This window comes from Ancylobacter moscoviensis (assembly GCF_007559435.1).
Taxonomy (GTDB): domain Bacteria; phylum Pseudomonadota; class Alphaproteobacteria; order Rhizobiales; family Xanthobacteraceae; genus Ancylobacter; species Ancylobacter moscoviensis.
Genome location: NZ_VMBP01000003.1, coordinates 157,106 through 179,410, shown reverse-complemented (window position 1 = coordinate 179,410; position 22,305 = coordinate 157,106). Strand labels below are relative to the sequence as shown.

The window sequence follows — 22,305 nt, the reverse complement described above, 5'->3', positions numbered from 1 at the left end:
CCCGCGGACCTGTCGGAAAATAAAGGTCGAAACGTCCCCGGCCGGAGCCGGGGACGGAAAATCTTACGCGATCAGCGGATCACGAAGGGCAGCAGGCCGAGGAAGCGCGCACGCTTGATGGCCTGGGCGAGCTCGCGCTGCTTCTTGGCGGAGACCGCCGTGATGCGCGAGGGGACGATCTTGCCGCGCTCGGAGATGTAGCGCTGCAGCAGCCGCACGTCCTTGTAGTCGATCTTCGGCGCGTTGGCGCCGGAGAACGGGCAGGTCTTGCGACGGCGGAAGAAGGGGCGACGCGCGCCCGTGTTCGCGGACGAGCCGCCGGTGCCACCGAAAGCCATCACTCAGTCTCCACGTTGGCCGGAGCCTCTTCACGATCACGGCGCGGGCCGCGATCACCACGGTCGCCGCCGAAGCCGCGCCCGCCACCGAAGCCGCGGTCGCCGCCGAAGCCGCGATCACCGAAGCCGCGCTCGCCGCGATCGTCGCGGTCGCGCTTCTGCAGCATGACCGACTGGCCTTCCTCGAGCTCCTCGACGCGGATCGTCAGGAAGCGGAGGATGTCCTCGTCGATGCGCATCTGGCGCTCCATCTCGGCCACGGCAGCGGCCGGGGCGTCGATGTTGAGCAGCGAGAAGTGCGCCTTGCGGTTCTTGCGGATGCGATAGGTGAGGGTCTTCACGCCCCAGTACTCGGTCTTCTGGACCGAGCCGCCATTCGCCTCGATAACGCCCTTGAAGCGGGCGGTGAGTTCCTCGACCTGCTGCGCCGTCACGTCCTGGCGCGCGAGGAACACATGCTCGTAGAGAGCCATGTCTCGTGCCTTTCCTAATGTTCCGCACTATTGCGGCCATCGTCCCGACGCCGAGCCCTTCGAGCCCCGGAAAGGCTCGAAATATCTCGAAGGCGGGGACACGGGACGACGAAGACCCTTGAGTCTCCTGCCGCGCCGGCCGCTTCCCCTATAGGGAAATCGACGCGCGCAACCGTCCGTTCAGCCCCCGGCCGGGACCGACAGTGGGCGCGCTTATACGCGAAATGCACCGGAAATCAAGGCGCACGGCCCTTGCGCGGCGCAGCGGAAGGGTGCCGAACTTGACACGGCGCGCTGGTCAGTGTTCCTGCCCGCGCCAATTCTAACGAATGGACCACGCGACGTCATGAGCAGCGCCTACGTATTTCCCGGCCAGGGCAGCCAGGTCGTCGGCATGGGCAAGGCCCTCGCCGAGAACTTCGCCGCGGCCCGGGCCGTGTTCGACGAAGTGGACGAGGCTCTCGGCGAGAAGCTGTCCTCCGTCATGTGGGACGGGCCGATCGAGAGGCTGACGCTGACCGCCAACACCCAGCCGGCGCTGATGGCGGCCTCGCTCGCCGCGCTGCGCGTGCTGGAGAGCGAGGCGGGTCTCGACCTCGCGCGCGACGCGGCCTTCGTGGCCGGCCATTCGCTGGGCGAATATTCGGCTCTGGCCGCCGCCGGTTCGATCTCGATCGCCGACACCGCCCGCCTGCTGCGCCTGCGCGGCACCGCCATGCAGGCGGCGACGCCGGTGGGCACCGGCGCGATGGCCGCCATTCTCGGCCTCGACTTCGACAAGGTGGCCGCGGTGGCCGCCGAGGCGGCGCAGGGCGATGTCTGCGACATCGCCAACGACAATGCGCCGGGCCAGGTCGTGGTTTCCGGCAATGCGGCGGCGGTCGAGCGCGCCTGCGAGATCGCCAAGCGGGAAGGCGCCTCGCGCGCGATCCTGCTCACGGTGTCCGCGCCCTTCCATTGCAGCCTGATCGCCTCCGCCGCCGACGCCATGCGCGCGGCGCTGGCCGGCGTCGAGGTGCGCGCGCCGAAGGTGGCGCTCGTCGCCAACGTGACCGCCGCGCCGGTGAGCGATCCCGACACCATCCGCGCGCTGCTGGTGAAGCAGGTGACGAGCACGGTGCGCTGGCGCGAATCCGTCGCCTTCATGGCGGAGCAGGGCGTGACCCGTCTCGTCGAGGTCGGCACCGGCAAGGTGCTGTCCGGCCTCACCAAGCGCATCGCCCGCCAGGTTGCCGCCGCGAATGTCGGCACGCCCGAGGACGTCGCCGCCTTCGCCGCCGTCCCGGCGGAAGCGTGAAGCACCCGGCTTGAGAGATTTCAGGAGATTTCCGTGTTCGATCTGACTGGCAAGACCGCCCTCGTCACCGGCGCGACCGGCGGCATCGGCGGGGCGATCGCCAAGGCGCTGCACGCGCAGGGCGCCACCGTCGCGCTCTCCGGCACGCGCCGCGAGGTGCTGGAGAAGCTCGCCGCCGAACTCGGCGAGCGCACCCATGTGCTGCCCTGCGATCTCTCCAATACCGAGCAGGTGGAGCAGCTGGTCCCGCAGGCCGAGGAGGCGCTGGGCGAGCTCGACATCCTGGTCAACAACGCCGGCATCACCCGTGACGGCCTGTTCGTGCGCCTCACCGACGAGATGTGGGACACGGTGATCGCGGTGAACCTGACCGCCGGCTTCCGCCTGACCCGCGCCGCCGCCCGTTCCATGATGCGCCGCCGCACCGGCCGCATCATCGGCATCACCTCGGTGGTGGGCGTGACCGGCAATGCCGGGCAGGGCAATTACGCGGCCGCCAAGGCCGGCATGATCGGCATGTCCAAGGCGCTCGCCAAGGAAGTGGCGGCGCGCGGCGTGACGGTGAACTGCATCGCGCCGGGCTTCATCGCCACGCCGATGACCGACGTGCTGAACGACAAGCAGAAGGACGCGATTCTCTCCGCCGTCCCGGCCGCGCGCCTCGGCACGCCCGAGGACATCGCGGCGGCCGCCGTCTACCTTGCCTCGAGCGAGGCCGCCTATGTCACGGGCCAGACGCTGCACGTGAACGGCGGGATGGCGATGATCTGATTCAGCCCGCGGAGACCGGCGTTAACCAGTGCTTTACGGTGCTGGTTTTGCCGGTTGAAGTGTGCTAACGACCGCCTCGGCTCACAGGGGTGGACACCGCGATCCCAAAGCGGACAAGTCCGGTCACTTCCTGTAACTCGGGGCAGAAAACAGGCCGCCAAAACCGCGTTCGCGCGGGGGCCAGATGGAACAACGTAGCAACCTCCGGATACGGACGAGGGTGAACCGATGAGCGATATTGCCGAGCGCGTGAAGAAGATTGTAGCCGAGCATCTGGGCGTGGAGCCCGAGAAGGTTACCGAGAATGCGAGCTTCATCGACGACCTCGGCGCCGACAGCCTCGATACGGTCGAGCTGGTCATGGCCTTTGAAGAAGCCTTCAACTGCGAGATCCCGGACGACGCCGCCGAGACGATCCTGACCGTCGGCGACGCGATCAAGTTCCTGGAAAAGAACGCGGCCTGAGGCCGTTCGGCGCGCTGCGGCGGCTTCTCCGTCGCGGCGCCTATGTTTGAGAGTTCTCCGGAGACATCGGATGAGGCGCGTCGTCGTTACCGGCCTCGGCATGGTGACGCCGCTCGGCTGCGGCGTGGACACCACCTGGGAGCGTATTCTCGAAAGCAAGAGCGGCGCACGCCGCATCGACACTTTCGAGGTGAGCGACCTGCCATGCCAGATCGCCTGCTCGGTCCCGCGCGGGGACGGCAGCGACGGCACGTTCAATCCCGATCAGTGGATGGAGCCGAAGGAACAGCGCAAGGTCGACGACTTCATCGTTTACGCGATGGCGGCGGCCACGCAGGCGCTCGACGACGCCAGGTGGCACCCCTCGACCTATGAGGAGCAGATCACTTCCGGCGTGCTGATCGGCTCCGGCATCGGTGGCCTGCAGGGTATCGCCGAGACCAGCCTTCTGCTGCAGGAGCGCGGTCCGCGCCGGGTCTCCCCCTTCTTCATTCCCGGCCGGCTGATCAACCTCGCCGGCGGCTACGTGTCGATCGCGCACGGCCTCAAGGGGCCGAATCACGCGGTGGTCACCGCCTGCTCGACCGGCGCGCACGCGATCGGCGACGCCGCCCGCCTCGTCGCGCTCGGCGATGCCGAGGTGATGGTGGCCGGCGGCACCGAATCGCCGATCAGCCGTATCGGCATCGCCGGCTTCGCCGCCTGCCGCGCGCTGTCCACAGGTTTCAACGACACGCCCGAGAAGGCCTCGCGCCCCTATGACCGGGATCGCGACGGCTTCGTCATGGGCGAGGGCGCCGGCGTGGTCGTGGTCGAGGCGCTCGAGCACGCGCTGGCCCGCAGCGCCAAGATCTATGGCGAGATCGTCGGCTACGGCATGTCGGGCGACGCCTTCCACATCACCGCTCCTTCCGAGGACGGCGACGGCGCCTATCGCAGCATGCAGGCGGCGCTGAAGCGGGCCGCCATCACGGCGTCCGAGATCGACTACATCAACGCGCACGGCACCTCGACCATGGCCGACGAGATCGAGCTGGCAGCGGTGCAGCGCCTGCTCGGCAACGCGACCGCGACGGCCTCGATGTCGTCGACCAAGTCGGCGACCGGGCATCTGCTCGGCGCGGCCGGCGCCATCGAGGCGATCTTCTCGCTGCTGGCGATTCGCGACCAGATCGTTCCGCCGACCATCAATCTCGACAATCCGTCGGTCGAGACGCCGATCGACCTCGTGCCGCACAAGGCGCGCAAGCGGCCGGTCGAGTACGCGCTGTCGAATTCCTTCGGCTTCGGCGGTACCAATGCCTCGCTGGTCTTCAAGCGCTACGCGAACTGATCGCGCGGCGTTCACGATACCGGGGAAAGCGCAGCTTCCCCGGGCGGCAGAGTTCCCGCTTTCGCCATTTTTTGGGGTAGTCTGCCTCTGCGTTGCGCGGCTCGCGGACGCCAGGTGATGAGCCTCAGGTGAGGCACCCCAGGCGAGGCACTCAGTGACCGATCAGATTCCCCCGACACCGACCCCTGCCAGTGCGCCCCCTCCGGCCAAGCCGGCGGAGAAGCGGCGCACCTCGCGCCATGCGCACCATCCGGTGATCGTGGCGGGCAGTGCCTTCTTCACGCTGCTGCTCATCGCCATCGTACTGGGCGGCGGCGCGCTGTGGTACGGCAAGTCGCGCTACTACGCGCCGGGCCCGCTGGCCGAGGACAAGGCGGTGGTCGTGCCCAACGACTACGGGGTGATGGACATCGCCGACCTGCTGGTGAAGCAGGGCGTGATCGACGACAAGTGGGTCTTCGTCGGCGCGGCCGTCGGCACCCGTGCCTCGGGCAAGCTGAAGGCGGGCGAATATGCCTTCGCCAGGGGCGCCTCGATCCAGCAGGCGCTGGGCACCCTCGTCTCCGGCAAGGTGATCGAATACACCGTCACGATCCCCGAGGGGCTGACCAGCGACCAGATCGTCGAGCGGCTGACCGAGGTGGCGGAGCTCGCCGGTGCCATCCGCCAGGTGCCGCGCGAGGGCAGCCTGATGCCCGACACCTACAAGATCACCCGGGGCACGACGCGCGAGGACCTGCTGCGCCGGATGATGCGCACGCAGGACGCCACGCTCAAGGAGGTCTGGGCCAAGCGCGATCCCGACCTGCCGCTGAAGACGCCGGAGGAACTGGTCATCCTCGCCTCCATCGTCGAGAAGGAGACCGGCGTGGCGGAGGAGCGCCCGCAGGTGGCGGCCGTGTTCCTCAACCGTCTGAACAAGAAGATGCGCCTGCAGTCCGACCCGACCATCATCTACGGTCTGGTGCGCGGCAAGGGCCGGCTGGAGCGCCCGCTGACGCGCACCGACATCTCCACGCCGACGCCGTTCAACACCTACACCATTCCCGCGCTGCCGCCGGGGCCGATCGGCAATCCCGGCCGCGCCTCGCTGGAGGCGACCGCCAAGCCGGCGAAAACCAAGAACGTCTACTTCGTTGCCGACGGCTCGGGCGGCCATGCCTTCGCCGAGACGCTGGAGCAGCACAACCGCAACGTCGCGCGCTGGCGGCAGATCGAGCGTGACCGCAAGATCGACCCGGCCGCCCAGCCCGCCGGAACCTCCGGCACCACCGGCGCGACTGCCATCGACTGAGCCGATCTCGCGGGTGTGCGCCGGCTTGAGGCCGGCGCCGCCCGCCGTTATGTTCCGCCCGCCGCGAGGGGCGGGGCAGGGGGGACTTTATGGCGCTGGCCAGCATGACGGGCTTCGCACGCACGCAGGGAACGAGCGGTGCGTGGAGCTGGGCCTGGGAACTGAAATCGGTCAACGGCAAGGGGCTCGACGTCCGGCTGCGGCTGCCGGGCGGCTGGGAAGGTCTGGAGCCCGGCCTCAAGCAGATCGCCTCGCGCGTGCTCGCCCGCGGCAACGTCAACGCCAATCTCTCCCTCGCGCGGACCGACCCGGACGTCAGCGTGCGCGTCAACGAGGACGTGCTGCGTGCCGTGGCGCTCTCGGTGCGCCGCATCGCCGCCGACCTCGACGCGCCGCCGGTACGGCTGGAGAGCCTGCTCGGCCTCAAGGGTGTGATGGAGATCACCGAGGCCGAGGAAAGCGAGGCCGAACGCCGCGCCGCCGAGGCGGCGGTCGTCACCGGTTTCGAACAGGCCCTGGCCGACCTCGCGGCCATGCGCGCGCAGGAAGGCGCCGCGCTGGGCATCGTGCTGAACGAGCGGCTGGACGGCATCGCCGCGCTCACCGCGGCGGCGGAGGCCAACCCCGCCCGCCAGCCCGAGGCGATCCGCGCCAAGCTGGCCGAGCAGGTGCGGACGCTGATCGGCACCAACCCGAATTTCGATCCCGACCGGCTGCATCAGGAAGCGCTGCTGCTCGCCTCCAAGGTCGACGTGCGCGAGGAGCTCGACCGGCTGGTCGCCCACGTCGCCGCCGCGCGCGCCATGCTGGGCGAGGGCGGCGCGGTCGGGCGACGGCTGGATTTCCTCGCGCAGGAATTCAATCGCGAGACCAACACGCTCTGCTCCAAGGCCAACGACGTGTCGCTGACCGCCATCGGGCTGGAGCTGAAGGGGCTGGTCGAGCAGTTCCGCGAGCAGGTCCAGAACATCGAGTGAGGCGCATGACCAGCCCTTCCCAGATTTCCGTCGTCCGCCGCGGCCTGATGCTGGTGCTGTCCTCGCCCTCGGGTGCGGGCAAGTCGACGCTGGCGCAGCTCCTGCTGAAGGAGCATCCCGAGATACATCTCTCGGTCTCGGTGACGACGCGCGAGCGGCGTCCGAGCGAGGTGGAGGGCATCCACTACCATTTCATCAAGCGCGAGCGCTTCGAGAGGCTGCGCGAGACCGGCGACCTGCTGGAATCGGCGGAGGTGCACGGCAATTTCTATGGCACGCCGCGCGAGCCGGTGGAGAACGCGCTGGCCGCCGGCAAGGATGTGCTGTTCGACATCGACTATCAGGGCACGCTGCAGCTCTACGAGAACATGCGGGCGGATATCGTCGGCGTGTTCATCCTGCCGCCATCGGCCAACGAGCTGAAGATGCGGCTGGAGCGGCGGGCGGAGGATGCCTCCGGCGTCATCGAGAAGCGCCTGAAGAACGCCCGCACCGAGATCGCCCACTGGCGCGAATACGACTACGTGCTGGTCAACGAGGATCTCAACACGACCTTCATCAATCTCAAGGCGATCCTTGCCGCCGAGCGCCTGCGCCGCGAACGCCAGCTCGGCCTGCCGCCGATCGTCGAGCGGCTCGATCAGGAACTGGCGACGCTGACGTCCTGAGGGCCGCCGACGTTGCCATCGGTGGCGCTGCCCTTGCGCAGCGCCACCCAGGCATTCGCCAGCGCGACGAAGCCTTCCACCGGCACGCGCTCGGCCCGCTCGGTCGGCTCGATGCCGGCGGCGCCCAGCAGATCCCTGACATCGACGCCGAGGCTCTTCAGGCTCTGGCGCAGCATCTTGCGGCGCTGGCCGAAGGCGGCTTCCGTCACCCGCTCCAGAGCCCGCAGGTCGCAGGGCAGGGGATGCGGGCGGGGCACGATGTGCACGACGGAGGAGGTGACCTTGGGCGGCGGCACGAAGGCGGAAGCTGGCACGTCGAAGGCGATGCGCGCTTCCGCCCGCCAGCCGGTGAGGATGGCCAGCCGCCCGTAATGATTGGTGCCCGGCGCGGCCACGATGCGCTCGGCGACCTCGCGCTGGAACATCAAGGTCAGGCTCTCGTACCATGGCGGCCACGGATCGGCGGAGAGCCAGCCGATGAGCAGCGGCGTGGCGACGTTGTAGGGCAGGTTGGCGATGACGCAGGCCCGCCCTTCCGCCGGCACCAGGGCGCGGTAATCGGCCTCCAGCGCATCGCCCTCGACGATCTCCAGCCGGTCGGGATAGCGGACGGCCACGTCGGCCAGCGCGGCCACGCAGCGCCGGTCGCGCTCGATGGCGACGACCTTGCGGGCGCCGAGAGCGAGGATGGCGCGGGTGAGGCCGCCCGGACCGGGGCCCACCTCGACGACCGTCACGTCTTCCAGCCGGCCGGCAGTGCGGGCGATCTTCGAGGTGAGGTTGAGGTCGAGCAGGAAATTCTGGCCAAGCGACTTCAGCGCCGAGAGCCCGTGCTCCCGGATGACCTCGCGCAGCGGAGGCAGGTCGTCGATGCTCATGAGCGCCGCGCCCGCTCAGGCCGGAAGGCGGGCGGCGGAGGCGGCGGCCCTGTCGCGGTCGGCGAGCCGGCGCGCGAGCCGCAGCGCCTCGATCAGGCTGGACGGATCGGCGCGGCCGGTGCCGGCGATGTCGAACGCCGTCCCGTGATCGGGCGAGGTCCGCACGAAGGGCAGGCCCAGCGTCACGTTCACCGCGCGGTCGAAGGCGAGGGCCTTCACCGGCGCCAGCACCTGATCGTGATAGGCGCCGATGGCGACGTCGTAGGTCTTGCGGGCGGCGGCATGGAACAGCGTGTCGGCCGGAAGCGGGCCGCGCGCGTCGATGCCTTCCTGGCGCAGGGCCTCGACGGCCGGGCGCGTGACGATCTCGTCCTCCAGCCCGAGCGTGCCTTCCTCACCGGCATGCGGATTGAGCCCGCAGATCGCAAGCCGCGGGGCGGCGATGCCGAAGCGGCGGGTCAGGTCGCGGGCGGTGATGCGCGCGGTTTCGATCAGCAACTCGCGCGAGAACAGGTGGGGCACCTCGGCGAGCGGCACATGAATGGTGGCCGGCACCACGGCGAGTTCCGGCGACCAGATCATCATGACCGGCCGGGGGGCAGGATCGCCAGAGAGATAGGCGAGGTACTCGGTGTGGCCGGGAAAGGAGAAGCCGGCGGCGTAGAGCACCGCCTTGGAGATGGGATTGGTGACGATGGCGGCGGCACGTCCCGCCTGGACGAGCCCCACGGCCGTATCGATCGCCGCACGCGCGGCCGGCGCGCTCGACGCATCCGGGCGACCGGGCGCCGCCGTCGTGGCGGGACCGGTGGGGACGACGGGCAGGGCAGTGGCGAAGTGCGCGGCCGCGTCTTCGGGAGCGCACGCGACGACCGGCACGGCAAGGCCGAGATGGGCGGCGCGGGCGCGCAGCAGCTCGGCATCGCCGGTGATGAAGAAGGGCGGAAGCTGGTGCTCTTCCCGCCGCAGCCAGGCGGCGAGGGCGACATCGGGGCCGATGCCGGCAGGCTCGCCCGCCGAGAGGGCCAGGGCGGGCGAGAAAGCGCGCGTCATGACCGTATCAGCGGCGATACTGGATCATGGCGGACTTGCGCGCGTCCTGGAGCAGGCGCTTGGAGACCGCCTCGAACTGCTTGTTCTCCAGCTCCGCGCGCACTTCGCGCTTCTGGGCGCTCTCGCCGACGACCTCGCGGCGGGCACAGATGGCGACCATCTCGATGCCGGCGCGGGTGACTTCCGGCGGCGTGAGCTGGCCGACCGGCGTCTCGTCCATGAGCTTGCGCACGGGAGCGCTCATGTCGGCGCTGGTGCGGATCACCGGATCGCGCACCACGGTCTCGCGCATGCCGCGCACCCGGTCGACGCTGCCTTCGCAATCGTTGAAGGTCTTGCGCAGGCTGTTGGCCTCGCCGAGGCGCCGCGAACGTTCCGCCGGATTGGCCGTGCGGCCGACGACGAGGACGACCTGGCGGATGGTGTATTCGGTGGTGCGCTGGGCGCGGGTGAGGTCCTCGCCCTTGGTCTGAAGGGCGGCGAACACGTCGGAATCACGCACCGTGGCGGCCGAGGAGAAACGGCCGCGCACATAGTTGTTCCACACATAGTCCGCCCGCATCTTGGTCTTCAGCATGCGGGCGTCGAGGCCGGACTGGGCGAGCGCCTGGGTGAGCTGGTCGGCCGTGCGGCCGGAACGGCTCGCCATGCGGGCGAACATGCGGTTCAGCTCTTCCTGATCGGCGACGATACCGTAGCGCTCGGCGGTGATGATCTTGAGCCGCTCGTCGATCAGGTCCTCGAGCGCTTCCTTCTGGGAGAGGTTGCGGCGCTCGGTGAGCTGGGTCAGCTTGGCGCGCTGCGCGACGTCGAAATTGGTGATCGGCTGGCCCTGCACCATGACGAGGATCTGCTGGGCCTGGGCCATGGCCGGCAGGGCGGTGGCGGCACCGAAGGCCACGAAGCCGGCAACAAGTGCCCGGGCGAGCCCGCTACCCACCCGACGCCGGCCGTCCGGCCGGCTATCCCGCTTCCAAGCACGTCCGAGCATTTCCGTTCCGCTCTCCTCCGGTCCGCCGTCAGGCGAACGATCCCGCAATCGACGCTGTTCTGATCGGCGGATGTGGCGTCAATGCGACGCTTACCGTCAGTTGTCGCTCGATGATCCGAAGCCCGATCCGACATCCGTCTGGAAGCCGACTTCGCCCAGCGTCTTGAGGGTGATCGTCACGAGGACCGTATCGACCCGCTGGCGGTTGCCGCTCTCGGTGTAGTCCGAGCGGTAGCTGAGCGCCAGACCGAAGCATTCGTCGATATAGGAGATGCCGAACAGCGTGTAGTCGACCTCGTCGAGGTTGAGGTTGTAGCGCGCCGCAGCCCGGATGCTCCAGTTCTCGTTCAGCTTGAGCGTGCCGGTACCGAGAATGCCTTCGCGCTCCTCGTAATAGCCGAGCTCGGGCTGGGCCGTGTACAGGCCGTACAGGGCGGAGACCGACAGCTTGTTGAAGAGCTGGGCGCGCCCCTCGACCTCGTAGCGCTGGACCGACCAGTCGTCGCGGTCGAAACGGAAGCGGTTGATGACCGAGAAGTCCTTGGTCGGCTGATAGTAGAGGCGCGCGACATAGTCGGACGCGTCGTCCTGCAGGCCCGACTCGGCGCCCGTGTTCGCCATGTCCTCATAGGCGTACGAGTTCTTGCCGAAGAGCTGGTAGGACTGGCCGAACAGCGCGTTGATCTGGCTGCCGTCGTTGAAGTTGGCGGTATACTGCACGCCGACATTGGCGCGCCCGCCGCCCTCGACGCGGTCATAGCCGGAATATTTGTTGATCTCGAACAGGTTAGTGTCGTCGAAGATCAGGCTCTGCGCGTCTTCGTTCGGGAACTTGCCGATATCGCTCTCGTCCGGGCGGATGATGACCTGGGCGATGGGCTCGATCGTCTGGGTTCCCCAGCTCTGCGTCGCGATGAACGGATAGCGGTATTCGAGGCCGACGGCCGGCATGGCACGCACGAGCGACTCGTCGCCGCTGGGCAGCCACGGATAGTCTTCGGCCTCGGTCTGCACCGACGCGACGTCGAGCTGCATGTTGAAGAACGGCGTCCACATCTGGCCGGCCGAGTCGATGACGGTCCGGCGCCAGTCCACCACGCCGGACAGGCGGGTGTAGGTGCCGGCCATGCCGCGCATCAGGCAGTCTTCACGCTGCTTGGCCGGATCTATGCCGACCTTGGTGAGGTCGCACTGGTTGGTGGGGCCGTCATAGAGCGTCGGAAAAGTCGGCGCGAAGGCCGCCGAGGTGGCGCGCAGGTCGATCTCGTTGCGCGTCAGGCTGGTGAAGTTGACGTCATAGCTGAACTGGCCGCCGAAGACCGACTCGCCCAGCGTCTTGCTGTAGTCGATCACCGGGTGGATGACCGGCTGCTGATCCTGGATGTCATAGGAAGTCAGCCCGGTGAAATACATCGCCCGCGCGTCGAAATAGCTGCGATCGCCCTGGCCCACGAGGTAGAGCTGCGAGGTGACCTCGCGGACGTTTTCGCCGATGAGCTTGTAGTCCTGCAGGAAGGTCTCGTCCGACGTCAGCCAGCCGTCCCAGCCCCAGTACCAGTTCTCGTTGATGTTGAAGCGGCCGTGCGTCTCGACCATGCCGCGCTGGTCGCGATAGCCGGGCTGACCGAAGAACTCGTCCTTGTCCTGCTGCTCGATGCCGGCCGCGCGGATGCTGTAGCTGCCCGTCTCCAGCCGGTGGCGGAACTCGCCTTCGAGCATCACGCCCTGCTTGGAAACGATGAGCGGCGAGAACGTCACGTCCATGTTGGGCGCGATGTTCCAGAAATACGGGATCGAGGCGCCGTAGCCGATTTCCGACGTGTGGATGAAGGTCGGGATCAGGAAGCCCGATTTCCGCTTCACCGTCGGATCCGGCATCTCCATATAGGGAGCCCACGCGATCGGAACGCCCAGGAACTCGAACCGGGCGTCCTCGAAATAGATCATCTGTTCTTTTTCTTTGTGGATGATCTTGGCGGCCTTCACCTGCCAGAACGGCGGCTTCTCAGGCTTTTCCTTACAGGGTTCGCACGGCGTGTAGGCGCCGCTGGTCAGCACCGTCGTGTCGCCGCCGGAGCGGTCGGCGCGCGCGGCGACGAAATGCATGTCCTCGGCCGTGTCGATGCGCAGCGAGTTCACGAAGCCGTCGGTGAAGTCCTGCGACAGGTCGAGATTGTCGGCGGCGATGACGGTGCCGTCCTTGTCCTTGAGACGGACGCCACCTTCCGCGCGCAGGCGGTTGCTGTTGCGGTCATAGACGACGCGCTTCGCCTCGAGGACGGCGCCGTCGTAATAGATCTGGACGTTGCCTTCCGCGATCACCTCGTTGCGCGTGTTGTCGTAGACCAGCTGGTCCGCCGTCACGAGCATCTTGGCGTTCGGGTCCGTCTGGCGATTGCCGACGATTCCCGCCGCGAGAGGCGAAGTTCCTGGATTTTGGGCAAAAGCCGTCGACGCCGGTCCAAACGCGACCAGCGTAGCGGAAGTTACCGCGAAGAGCAGCCAACAGGCAGAAGCGTTGAGTCGGCGGCGATGCCGCTTGCCCACCGTTTCTGCCTGGCCGGCGATCACGCTGCCGACCTTCATCCGTCCTCCCGGTGAAGCAGGATGAGAACTCCCATCAGTGCCCCAACGACCGCTGGAAACCACGCTGCAATAACGGGATGCACAATCCCGGCCTCGCCAAGGTCCTCGGCGAGCTTGGTAGACACATAAAGCAGAAAGCCGGCGGTGACGCCACCGAGAATCGTCTGCCCGATCCCGCCGAACCGGAAAACGCGCAGGCTTACCGAGGCGGCAATAAGCACCATCGCGAGCAGCAGCATAGGCCGCGCCAGCAGGCTCTGATATTGCAGCCGGTAACGCTCCGCGCCGAACCCGACGCGGGTTGCCGCGTCGATCGCGGCCGGCAGGTCCCAGAACGGAACGGTATCGCTTTGCAGCGTTTCCTGGACCTGATTCGGCGTGAGGTTGGTGGCGAGCATGTAGACCTCATACTCCTGCAACCCTATTCCAGGAGTTAAGACGCGCGCATTTTCCAGCCGCCATGCACCGACATCGAGGACAGCCCGACGCGCCTCGATGCGCTCGATGAGCTTGTCGTGATCGTCGAACAGGAAGACGTTGACGCCGGTGAGCTCGCGCCCGCCATTGCCGGTGGCCGCCGCCTGGATGATCGCCTGCCCGTCCACGCTCTGCTGGCGCATCCAGAAGCCGCCGGTGGTCGTGGAGAACAGGCCGGTCTGCCGGTTGAAGATCTCCGCCTCCATCCGGCTGGCGCGGTCCTTGAACTCGGCCGAGGCGGGATTGTAGACGGTCGTCGAGAACACGCCGAGCAGCACGGCGAGCAGGCAGGCGGGTGCGATGAACTGCCACGCCGAGATGCCCGCCGCGCGGGCCACCACCAGTTCCAGCCGCCGTGACAGCGTGAGGAAGGTGCCGATGGCACCAAAGAGCACGGCAAAGGGCAGGAGCTGCTCGGTGAAGAACGGCATCCGGTAGAACACCAGCAGAGCCAGCGTGCCGAAATCGACGTCGCGCTCGCCCACGCGCCGCGACAGCTCCAGCAGGTCGATGAGCATGATCAGCCCCGCGCACCCGACGAAGATGCCGAGAACCGAGGAGAGGAATCGCCGGCCGAAATAAACCCCGAGCGTGCGCCCGATCACGAGGCGGCTCCGCTGCTGTCCCGGACGATGTCGTCGTGTCGCGTCATGTAAGGTCCTAGTTCACGGTAGCGCGCACCACGCGCTGCGCGAGCCGGTCCACCCGGCGCCGAATCGCTTCCGGCATGCGCGGCTTGAAGCGGCCGCTGAGCGAGAGCAGGGAGCCCACGATGAAGACGATCGGCACGATATACACGAATGGTATGAGATCGGGATTGCTGCGCACCTGATTGATGAGGCCGAAGCTTGTCACCTGCAAGGTGATGATGAAGGGGGCCGTCGCCGCCAGCGCCAGGCCGCGGCCCTCGCGCGTGGTGCGTGGTTCCGCCAGGGCCGCGCAGGCGATGCCGAAGAAGGCGAGCACATAGAGCGGCAATGACAGCCTTCGGTGGATCTCCTCGGTGAAGCGTCCGGCTTCCAGAAGGAAGGCGACGTCCTGCGAACTGGGATTCAGCAGGTCGCGGAAGGAGCGCTCCGGCGCGCGGTAGACCGTGGCTTCCCCGTTCGAGGTGAAGGGGGAGAGGTCGAAGGCGTAGCGCTGGAATTCCACCACGTTGCTGTCCGGCTTGCCGGTCGTGCGGCGGTGGATGGCGCCGTCCTCCAGCACCAGGAAGGTGCCCTCGGCGCTGTCGACCACCTGCCCGCGCTCGGCGAGGTAGGTGTTGACCTGATTGGGATCGCGCGCGTCGTTGATGAAGATGCCGCCGAGCACGCCGTTCGCGTTGCGCTCGCGCACATGGAACACCATGCCCTGCGCCAGCGTGGTGAAGCGGCCGGGCTGGGCGATGAACGCCACCACGTCCGCCCGCACGCGCGAGATCTCGAACCGGAACTGGCGCAGCGCCGCCGGCACCAGCTCGAGCGAGAGCGCCGCGCAGCACGTCGCCACGATGAGCGCGAGAATCACCAGCGGACGCAGGAAGCGCCACGTCGAGATGCCCGCCGCGCTCGCCACGACGATCTCGGAATCGCTGTTCATGCGGAAGAGCGTGTGCGCGACCGCCATGAACAGCGCCGCCGGCGCGAGGCCGAGGATGAGCGCGGGCAAGGCGAGGCTGGTGATGAAGACGAAGGCCAGGATGGTCTGGCCCTGCGTGGTCATGATGTCGAGCTCGCGCAGCGCCTGCGTGACCCAGATCATCGCGGTCAGCACCAGAAGCGTTCCCAGAAAGGCCGTGGCGGCCGATCGGAACACGTAGCGGTCCAGGCGGTTCATCGAGCGGCGTTCCCTGACTTCCCGAATCTGCGAAACGTCCGCCGCCCCGGCGCGACCGTCTTCACTCCCGATGAATAATTGCCCGCGCGATCGGGCGCAAATCGGGCAGCGTGGCCTAATCGTCGCGATCGCCCCGGAAGGCTCGTCGCCCGGCCCGCATTCGGCTAAAGAGAAGGGATCGACTGCCGAGGCCATTCAAGGTGCGAAAATGCCCGATAACGTGAAGATCAGTTTCGCCAAGCTCCCGACCGCCCTGGAAGGGATCGTCGTGCTTCTCGCCGCCGAGCCGGCGGAAGGGGAGGGGCCCGCCTTCGCTCCGGCGGTCGAGGCGCTGCTCGCGCCTGCCGGCGATCTGGTGTCGCGCGCCGCGAAGGCGGACCGCTTCACCGGCAAGAATGGCAAGGTGCTCGAGCTCGTGGCGCCGACGGGGCTCGACGCCTCGCGCCTCATCGTGGTGGGCGTGGGCAAGGCGGCCGAGCTGAAGTCGCTCGACTGGCTGAAGATCGGCGGTTCCATCATGGGCCGGCTGCCGGCCTCGGCGAAGGATGTGGGCGTGGTGCTCGCGCTGCCCGGCGGCGAGGTGCCGGCGGAGGCCGCGGCCGAAGTGGCGCTGGGCCTGCGGCTGCGCGCCTATTCCTTCGATCGCTACAAGACCAAGAAGAAGGCCGACGAGGCGACGCCGAAGCCCAAGGCGACTCTATATATAGAGGACGACGCGGCGGCGAAGCGCGCGTGGAAGAAGCGCGAGGGCACCGGCGAGGGCGTGATCATCGCCCGCGACCTGGTGAACGAGCCGGCCAACGTGCTGACCCCGACCGAATTCGCCAAGCGCACCGGCGACCTCGCCAAGGTCGGCGTGGACGTCGAGGTGCTCGGCGAGAAGGAACTGCGCAAGCTCGGCATGGGCGCGCTTCTCGGCGTCGGCCAGGGCTCGGCGCAGGAGAGCCGCGTCGTGGTGATGCGCTGGAACGGCGGCAAGGCCGGCGAGGCGCCCGTCGCCTTCATCGGCAAGGGCGTGGTGTTCGACACCGGCGGCATCTCCATCAAGCCGGCGGCCGGCATGGAGGACATGAAGGGCGACATGGCGGGCGCGGCCTGCGTCGTCGGCCTGATGCACGCGCTGGCGAGCCGCAAGGCGAAGGTGAACGCGGTCGGCCTCATCGGCCTGGTGGAGAACATGCCCGACGGCAACGCGCAGCGGCCGGGCGACATCGTCACCTCGATGTCCGGGCAGACGATCGAGATCATCAACACCGACGCCGAGGGCCGCCTCGTGCTCGGCGACGTGCTCTGGTACGCCAAGGAGCGCTTCAAGCCGCAGTTCATGGTCGACCTCGCCACGCTCACCGGCGCGATCATGGTCGCGCTCGGCACCGAGCATGCCGGCCTGTTCTCCAACAATGACGCGCTTTCCGAGCGGCTGACCGATTCGGGCCTGTCGACGGGCGAGAAGGTGTGGCGCCTGCCGCTCTCGCCCGACTACGACAAGCTGATCGATTCCAAGTTCGCCGACATGAAGAACACCGGCGGGCGATTCGGCGGCTCGATCACCGCCGCGCAGTTCCTGCAGCGCTTCGTCGGCGACGTGCCGTGGGCGCATCTCGACATCGCCGGCACGGGCATGTCCTCGCCGGCGAACGAGTTCAACAAGAGCTGGGGCGCGGGCTGGGGCGTACGCCTGCTCGACCACCTGGTGGCGCGCCACTACGAATCGTGACGTGCCGGCGCCTGCGGTGGAAATGTCTGCCGCAGGCCGAACGGCAGAGGGATGAGCGAAGCCCTTCATGACGGAAGTGTTCTTCTATCATCTGCAGAGCCGGCCGCTCGAGGCGGCGCTGCCGCAGCTTCTGGAGAAATGCCTGGAGCGCGGCTGGCGCTGCGCCGTCCAGACGACCTCCTCCGAGCGGGTCGACGCGCTCGACCAGCTGCTGTGGACCTATGACGAGGCGTCGTTCCTGCCGCACGGCACCGATCGCCAGCCCGAACCGGCTCGCCAGCCGATTCTCCTCACCACCTCCGAATCGAATCCGAACGAGGCTGCGGTCCGATTCCTGATCGACAGCGCGTCGATACCGGACCTCTCGCCCTATGAGCGGGTGATTCATCTGTTCGACGGAAACGATTCCGACGCCATCGATCAGGCGCGTGGCGCGTGGCGCGAGGCGCGGGCCGGAGGGCACGAGGTGGCCTATTGGCAGCAAGGGCCGGACGGGCGCTGGCAGCGGCGTTGAATCCGGCGGGATGGCGGCAGGCCGTGCCATAATTCAACGGCGCGGCTCGTTCGGCGGCGTTTGACGCCTTTTGTTAAGCCTTGATTTACCAAGGCTTTCCACCATGGCCCCTGCGGGAGCCATCTGCCGGCCGGGCCGTCGTGAAAATTGTGTCTCGATGGCAACACTTCGATGCCGAATGGTCAGCCAGGGCACTTTCCGGCCACTTTCGCTTTGCACCGCCGGGGCGTTTCAAACAATATCACTGTGGATGCCGCGCTTCGCGGCGGGGTCCTGACAATTGAAAACCCAACATTGGTCCAATTTGGGGGAGAATGAAGTGAAGACGGTCATCAAGAATGTGCTGCTCGGCTCGGTTGCCGGGCTTGCTATGGTCGGGACTGCTGCGGCGGCCGATCTGCCTGTGAAGGCGAAGGCTGCGGAATACGTGAAGATCTGCTCCACCTACGGCGCGGGCTTCTATTACATTCCGGGCACCGATACCTGCCTCAAGGTCGGCGGTTACGTCACCGCTGATACCTACTGGACGGATCTGGACGTCAAGGATCGCTACGCTGGTCTGCCGGTTGCCGGTGGCCGTCTCGATCCCGACGGGCAGTTCGACTTCACGACCCGCGCGGCGATCCAGCTCGACGCCCGCACCCAGACCGAGTACGGCACCCTGCGTTCGTACATCGAAGCCCGCTTCGAGGCTGGTGAGTCGTTCGGCTACGGCCAGAACGAAGACGGCACCTCCTTCGGCTTCGACGACGTCGGCGGCAGCGATGCCTACCTGAAGTACGGCTACATCCAGTTCGCCGGCTTCACCTTCGGTCGCGCTCAGTCGACCTTCGACTTCTGGGCCGGCGACTTCTGGTACGGCATCCGTCCGGGTAACTTCTACTCGGATACGACCACCCAGCTCGTGTCGTACACCGCTGACTTCGGCAACGGCTTCTCGGCGACCATCGCCCTCGAAGACGGCTATGCTCGCGACGGCGACTTCGGCGGCACCTACTTCCTGCCCGACTTCACCCTCGACTCCGGGCAGCAGGTTCCGGACGTGGTGGCCAACATCGCTTACGAAGGCACCTGGGGCGCCTTCAAGCTGTCGGGCGCTTACCACGACATCGGTGACGTCTCCTGGTTCGGCGCGCCGGTTTACGGTTCGGACAGCTCCGGCTGGGCGGCTCTGGCCGGCGTTCGCTTCGACTTCGCTGAGACCACCACCCTGTACGTCGAAGGCGCTTACGCCGACGGCGCGCCGGGCTACCTCGGCCTGAAGGGCGCGATCCCGACCGTTGACTACTTCGGCAACACGGTCTCCGGCTGGTACGTCGGTGGTGCTCTCCAGCACTACTGGACCCCGTCGGTGTTCACCAGCGTGGTCGGCAGCTACACCCAGACCGACTCCTTCCAGATCTTCCCGGACGTCAGCGCTGAGTTCGTTGGTTACAACGTCGGCGCCAACATCGGCTGGATCCCGGTCAAGGGCCTGACCCTCGTCCTGCAGTACGACTACCTGTCGGCTGAGTACAAGGGCACGGACGCCTTCTTCCTGCCGCCGGTCGGCTACAGCGAAGAGACCACCCAGAACCGCATCACCTTCTCGGCGAAGCGTTCTTTCTGATCTCTTCCGAGATCCTGACTACGGAAAGCCCCGGCCTTGTGCCGGGGCTTTTTGCTTTTGAGCCGATGCGGATGGGAAGGGGTGAGCCGTGGACGCACGGGGGCGAGGCTCGTGCCAACGAATGAGTGGCTGAAGTGGAAGCGTGACGAACGCCGGCTCGCCCGCGTGGTGAGGGCTCCGCCTGCCTGCCCCTTTGATCGCCGTGTGCAACAGGCAAGGCGCCCAGCTCGACGGGGCGTGCGGGGAGGTCGCTTTGCCGGCACATGGAGAACCCCGTCCGAAGCCATCCTGATACGGATTGGCGAACGGGCTCGGCGTGGCCGAAAATCGGCGGCGCGTTACGAAAGGCGGTGAGCCCGCGGCAGGGCGTGGAGGCCGATGGCAGGGAGCTCCCCCCGGGGCCTTTCGTTCAGGAAGCCATGGCCTCGTCGAGCGCGGCCGAGTGCTCCAGCCACTCTTCTTCCGCCCTTGCCAGGGCCAGGGCGGCGTCGGCGCGCTCGCGGGCGAGGCGCTGGGCTTCGGCCGGATTCTTCACATAGAGCGCTTCGTCGGCCAGCTTCTCGTCGAAGACGGCGATGCCCCGCTCCAGCTTGGCCATCGCGGTCTCGATCTCCTTGATCTTCTTGCGCAGCGGAGCGGTTTCCGCCCGCCGGTCGGCGGCCTGCCGCCGTTCGTCTGCGCGCGAGCTCGTCGCCTCCTTGCGCTGGGACGATGCACTGCGACCGACGACGAGCTTCTGATACTCGTCGAGATCCCCGTCATAGGGGCGCACGGTTCCCTCGGCGACCAGCCAGAGGCGTTCGGCGCTGGCGTCGAGCAGCGAGCGGTCGTGGCTGATCAGGATAACCGCGCCGGGAAAGTCGTTGATCGCTTCCATCAGCGCCTGACGCGCGGCGATGTCGAGATGATTGGTCGGCTCGTCGAGGATGAGCAGATGCGGTCCGTGGAAAGCCGCGAGGCCGAGCAGCAGCCGGGCCTTCTCGCCGCCGGACAGCGCGGAAATGGTGGTGTTGGCGGTAGCGCCGGAAAAGCCCATCTCGGCGGCACGCGATCGTACCTTGGCTTCGGGCGTCTCCGGCATCAGCCGGCGCACGTGATCGTAGACCGTCTCGCCGGCGACGAGCTCGTCGAGCTGGTGCTGGGCGAGATAGGCGATCTCCAGGCCCGCCGCCTGGACCATCTTGCCGCCGAGCGGCGCCAGGCGCCCGGAAATCAGCTTGGCGAAGGTCGACTTGCCGTTGCCGTTCGGCCCGAGCAGGGCGATGCGGTCGTCATGGTCGATGCGCAGGGTGAGGTTGCGCAGGATCGGCCGCCCCGGCTCGTAGCCGGCGGATACGCCGTCGAGGGTGAGGATGGGCGGGGAGGGAATGCGCTCGGGGTGGCGGATGGAGATCGCCGCCGCGCTCTCGCCGACGGCCTCGGCGATCGGGGCGAGCCGCGCCAGCGCCTTCAGCCGCGATTGCGCCTGCCGCGCCTTGGATGCCTTGGCGCGGAAGCGCTCGACGAAGGCCTCCATGTGCTTGCGCTTGGCTTCCTGCTTGAGGCGCGCTTTCTGGTCGAGCGCCTGCTTTTCGGCCCGCTGGCGCTCGAAGGAATCATAGCCGCCACGCCAGAGCGACAGCTTGCCCTGGTCGAGATGCAGGATGAACTGCACGGATTCGTTTAGCAGCTCGCGGTCGTGACTGACGATGAGCACGGTGCGGGGATAGCGGGCGAGGTAATCCTGCAGCCAGAGCGTGCCTTCGAGATCGAGATAGTTCGTCGGCTCGTCGAGCAGCAGCAGGTCCGGCTCGGCGAAGAGCACGGCGGCGAGCGCCACGCGCATGCGCCAGCCGCCGGAGAATTCCGAGCAGGGCCGCTGCTGCGCCGCTTCGTCGAAGCCGAGGCCGGCGAGGATGCGGGCGGCGCGGGCGGGAGCCGCATGGGCGTCGATATCGACGAGGCGCAGCTCGATCTCGGCGATGCGGGCCGGGTCCGTCGTCTCCTCGCGCTCCCTCAGCAGATGCGCGCGCTCGGTGTCGGCGGCAAGCACGACGTCGATCAGCTTCTCCGGCCCGGCGGGGGCCTCCTGCGCGACCTGGCCGATGCGCGCGCCGGCGGGAATGCGGATGTCGCCGGTCTCCAGCGCGATGTCGCCGGTGATGGCGCGGAACAGCGTCGTCTTGCCGGTGCCGTTGCGGCCGACGAGGCCCACGCGCCCGTCCTCGGGCAGGATGGCGGAGGCATGGTCGATCAGCAGTCGCCCGGCGACGCGCAGCGAGATGTCTTCGAATACGATCATGGAGCGTCTTGTGCCGTGCAGCCGCCCGCCCGGCAAGAGCGATGGCGGGGCTCAAGGCGCCTGGCGGAGCCTTTGTGGCGCCTAGCCCGGCCGCGCGAGGCCGCTCTCGCGCTGGAAGGCGATGAGATCGAGCGACGGCGCGCCCTCATTGCCGAGAAAACCGCTGACGAGGCAATGCAGCTGGCCCCGGTGGTGGGTCTGGTGATTGAAGAAATGGTCGAGCACGGTGGCGAGCGGCTGGACGAAGCGGGCACCCGCCACATTCGCGTAATGCAGCTCCGCCGCGAGGGCGGCGGCGTCGAGGCCGTCCATATGGGCGGATATGCGTGCATCCTCGGCGGTCCGTGCCTCGGCAAGCTCCGGCAATGTCCGGAACAGGATGGTATCGAGGCGCGCCGGCTCGTCGCCCGTGCCAGTGATCCGCCGCATCCACAACCGGTCGCCCACAAGCAGATGGTTCAGCGTGCCGTGCACCGAACCGAAGAAGGCGCCGCGATCGGCCCGGTACTGGCCGTCGCCGAGCCGGCCAACCGCCGCGTAAAGGCGCCGGTTGGCCCAGGCGTTGTAGGCGGCGAGATCGCGGTAGCGGCGGACGAAGAGCTGGTCGGGCGTCATGGCTGGGCTCGCGGGGACAGGGATCCGGTGCCGCTGGGCGGCGCTGCACACTGATTGGGCCATGCTGCCCGGGCGGGATGTCGTTGGCCAATTCCCTCTCGTGATGGCCGCCATCACACGCGCATGTGAATGGTAGGCCGATCCGTGCCC

General features: G+C 67.7%; 20 protein-coding genes. 10 read left to right on the top strand and 10 right to left on the bottom strand.

The window, feature by feature from the left end:
* Positions 1-71: 71 nt before the first annotated feature.
* Both rpsR and rpsF read right to left on the bottom strand, forming a co-directional pair.
* Positions 72-338: a 30S ribosomal protein S18 gene (gene rpsR, locus FO470_RS10900; RefSeq protein WP_144342989.1), complete on the bottom strand. Its 267-nt coding sequence runs from the start codon at positions 336-338 to the stop codon at positions 72-74.
* On the bottom strand, positions 338-811 hold the full coding sequence (gene rpsF / locus FO470_RS10895; RefSeq protein WP_144342988.1) for a 30S ribosomal protein S6: 474 nt from the start codon (positions 809-811) through the stop codon (positions 338-340). The genes rpsR and rpsF overlap by 1 nt, the downstream gene beginning before the upstream one ends.
* Before the next feature lie 346 nt (positions 812-1,157).
* On the opposite strand from rpsF, the gene fabD reads away from it, so the two are divergent.
* The 7 genes from fabD (at position 1,158) to gmk (ending at position 7,616) form a co-directional block, all read left to right on the top strand.
* Positions 1,158-2,108 carry an ACP S-malonyltransferase gene (fabD, locus tag FO470_RS10890; protein WP_144342987.1) on the top strand — a complete coding sequence of 317 codons (951 nt, stop codon included), beginning with the start codon at positions 1,158-1,160 and terminating at the stop codon, positions 2,106-2,108.
* A gap of 33 nt (positions 2,109-2,141) precedes the next feature.
* A complete protein-coding gene (gene fabG / locus FO470_RS10885) occupies positions 2,142-2,879 on the top strand; it encodes a 3-oxoacyl-[acyl-carrier-protein] reductase (protein ID WP_144342986.1) in 738 nt (245 codons plus the stop codon).
* 228 nt (positions 2,880-3,107) lie between these two features.
* On the top strand, positions 3,108-3,344 hold the full coding sequence (locus FO470_RS10880; RefSeq protein ID WP_013165911.1) for an acyl carrier protein: 237 nt from the start codon (positions 3,108-3,110) through the stop codon (positions 3,342-3,344).
* Between the two features lie 70 nt (positions 3,345-3,414).
* Entirely contained in the window at positions 3,415-4,677 is a 1,263-nt protein-coding gene (gene fabF / locus FO470_RS10875) for a beta-ketoacyl-ACP synthase II (protein WP_144342985.1), read from the top strand.
* Between the two features lie 154 nt (positions 4,678-4,831).
* Entirely contained in the window at positions 4,832-5,971 is a 1,140-nt protein-coding gene (gene mltG / locus FO470_RS10870; protein ID WP_144342984.1) for an endolytic transglycosylase MltG, read from the top strand.
* Between the two features lie 89 nt (positions 5,972-6,060).
* Positions 6,061-6,948 carry a YicC/YloC family endoribonuclease gene (locus FO470_RS10865; RefSeq protein ID WP_144342983.1) on the top strand — a complete coding sequence of 296 codons (888 nt, stop codon included), beginning with the start codon at positions 6,061-6,063 and terminating at the stop codon, positions 6,946-6,948.
* Positions 6,949-6,953: 5 nt separating this feature from the next.
* Positions 6,954-7,616, top strand: a complete 663-nt coding sequence (gene gmk / locus FO470_RS10860) for a guanylate kinase (protein ID WP_144342982.1) — start codon at positions 6,954-6,956, stop codon at positions 7,614-7,616.
* On the opposite strand, the gene rsmA is transcribed toward gmk, so the two are convergent.
* From rsmA to lptF, 6 genes are all read right to left on the bottom strand, one after another.
* Positions 7,589-8,494: a 16S rRNA (adenine(1518)-N(6)/adenine(1519)-N(6))-dimethyltransferase RsmA gene (gene rsmA / locus FO470_RS10855; protein ID WP_144342981.1), complete on the bottom strand. Its 906-nt coding sequence runs from the start codon at positions 8,492-8,494 to the stop codon at positions 7,589-7,591. The genes gmk and rsmA overlap by 28 nt on opposite strands.
* A 15-nt stretch (positions 8,495-8,509) precedes the next feature.
* Positions 8,510-9,547, bottom strand: a complete 1,038-nt coding sequence (gene pdxA, locus FO470_RS10850) for a 4-hydroxythreonine-4-phosphate dehydrogenase PdxA (protein ID WP_144342980.1) — start codon at positions 9,545-9,547, stop codon at positions 8,510-8,512.
* Between the two features lie 7 nt (positions 9,548-9,554).
* On the bottom strand, positions 9,555-10,538 hold the full coding sequence (locus FO470_RS10845; protein ID WP_144342979.1) for a SurA N-terminal domain-containing protein: 984 nt from the start codon (positions 10,536-10,538) through the stop codon (positions 9,555-9,557).
* 96 nt (positions 10,539-10,634) lie between these two features.
* A complete protein-coding gene (locus FO470_RS10840; RefSeq protein WP_246659555.1) occupies positions 10,635-12,908 on the bottom strand; it encodes an LPS-assembly protein LptD in 2,274 nt (757 codons plus the stop codon).
* A gap of 212 nt (positions 12,909-13,120) precedes the next feature.
* Positions 13,121-14,206: an LPS export ABC transporter permease LptG gene (lptG, locus tag FO470_RS10835; protein ID WP_144342977.1), complete on the bottom strand. Its 1,086-nt coding sequence runs from the start codon at positions 14,204-14,206 to the stop codon at positions 13,121-13,123.
* A gap of 55 nt (positions 14,207-14,261) precedes the next feature.
* Positions 14,262-15,419, bottom strand: a complete 1,158-nt coding sequence (gene lptF, locus FO470_RS10830) for an LPS export ABC transporter permease LptF (protein WP_144342976.1) — start codon at positions 15,417-15,419, stop codon at positions 14,262-14,264.
* A gap of 208 nt (positions 15,420-15,627) precedes the next feature.
* Between lptF and FO470_RS10825 the strand changes: the two genes are divergently transcribed.
* The 3 genes from FO470_RS10825 (at position 15,628) to FO470_RS10815 (ending at position 19,259) form a co-directional block, all read left to right on the top strand.
* Positions 15,628-17,136, top strand: coding sequence for a leucyl aminopeptidase (locus FO470_RS10825; RefSeq protein ID WP_144342975.1), 1,509 nt, complete (start codon positions 15,628-15,630; stop codon positions 17,134-17,136).
* 67 nt (positions 17,137-17,203) lie between these two features.
* Positions 17,204-17,650: a DNA polymerase III subunit chi gene (locus tag FO470_RS10820; protein ID WP_144342974.1), complete on the top strand. Its 447-nt coding sequence runs from the start codon at positions 17,204-17,206 to the stop codon at positions 17,648-17,650.
* Between the two features lie 319 nt (positions 17,651-17,969).
* Positions 17,970-19,259 carry a porin gene (locus tag FO470_RS10815; protein ID WP_246659554.1) on the top strand — a complete coding sequence of 430 codons (1,290 nt, stop codon included), beginning with the start codon at positions 17,970-17,972 and terminating at the stop codon, positions 19,257-19,259.
* Positions 19,260-19,668: 409 nt separating this feature from the next.
* Here the strand turns inward: FO470_RS10815 and FO470_RS10810 are convergent, their stop codons facing one another.
* Both FO470_RS10810 and FO470_RS10805 read right to left on the bottom strand, forming a co-directional pair.
* A complete protein-coding gene (locus FO470_RS10810; protein WP_144342973.1) occupies positions 19,669-21,540 on the bottom strand; it encodes an ABC-F family ATP-binding cassette domain-containing protein in 1,872 nt (623 codons plus the stop codon).
* A gap of 81 nt (positions 21,541-21,621) precedes the next feature.
* On the bottom strand, positions 21,622-22,155 hold the full coding sequence (locus tag FO470_RS10805; protein ID WP_144342972.1) for a DinB family protein: 534 nt from the start codon (positions 22,153-22,155) through the stop codon (positions 21,622-21,624).
* Positions 22,156-22,305 lie beyond the last annotated feature (150 nt).

Excerpts from the sequence above, each read along its gene's own strand:
- rpsR (WP_144342989.1), bottom strand. The coding sequence starts at position 338 with ATGGCTTTCGGTGGCACCGGCGGCTCGTCCGCGAACACGGGCGCGCGT.
- rpsF (WP_144342988.1), bottom strand. The coding sequence starts at position 811 with ATGGCTCTCTACGAGCATGTGTTCCTCGCGCGCCAGGACGTGACGGCG.
- fabD (WP_144342987.1), top strand. The coding sequence starts at position 1,158 with ATGAGCAGCGCCTACGTATTTCCCGGCCAGGGCAGCCAGGTCGTCGGC.
- FO470_RS10880 (WP_013165911.1), top strand. The coding sequence starts at position 3,108 with ATGAGCGATATTGCCGAGCGCGTGAAGAAGATTGTAGCCGAGCATCTG.
- fabF (WP_144342985.1), top strand. The coding sequence starts at position 3,415 with ATGAGGCGCGTCGTCGTTACCGGCCTCGGCATGGTGACGCCGCTCGGC.
- FO470_RS10865 (WP_144342983.1), top strand. The coding sequence starts at position 6,061 with ATGGCGCTGGCCAGCATGACGGGCTTCGCACGCACGCAGGGAACGAGC.
- gmk (WP_144342982.1), top strand. The coding sequence starts at position 6,954 with ATGACCAGCCCTTCCCAGATTTCCGTCGTCCGCCGCGGCCTGATGCTG.
- rsmA (WP_144342981.1), bottom strand. The coding sequence starts at position 8,494 with ATGAGCATCGACGACCTGCCTCCGCTGCGCGAGGTCATCCGGGAGCAC.
- pdxA (WP_144342980.1), bottom strand. The coding sequence starts at position 9,547 with ATGACGCGCGCTTTCTCGCCCGCCCTGGCCCTCTCGGCGGGCGAGCCT.
- FO470_RS10845 (WP_144342979.1), bottom strand. The coding sequence starts at position 10,538 with ATGCTCGGACGTGCTTGGAAGCGGGATAGCCGGCCGGACGGCCGGCGT.
- FO470_RS10840 (WP_246659555.1), bottom strand. The coding sequence starts at position 12,908 with ATGCTCGTGACGGCGGACCAGCTGGTCTACGACAACACGCGCAACGAG.
- lptF (WP_144342976.1), bottom strand. The coding sequence starts at position 15,419 with ATGAACCGCCTGGACCGCTACGTGTTCCGATCGGCCGCCACGGCCTTT.
- FO470_RS10825 (WP_144342975.1), top strand. The coding sequence starts at position 15,628 with ATGCCCGATAACGTGAAGATCAGTTTCGCCAAGCTCCCGACCGCCCTG.
- FO470_RS10820 (WP_144342974.1), top strand. The coding sequence starts at position 17,204 with ATGACGGAAGTGTTCTTCTATCATCTGCAGAGCCGGCCGCTCGAGGCG.
- FO470_RS10810 (WP_144342973.1), bottom strand. The coding sequence starts at position 21,540 with ATGATCGTATTCGAAGACATCTCGCTGCGCGTCGCCGGGCGACTGCTG.
- FO470_RS10805 (WP_144342972.1), bottom strand. The coding sequence starts at position 22,155 with ATGACGCCCGACCAGCTCTTCGTCCGCCGCTACCGCGATCTCGCCGCC.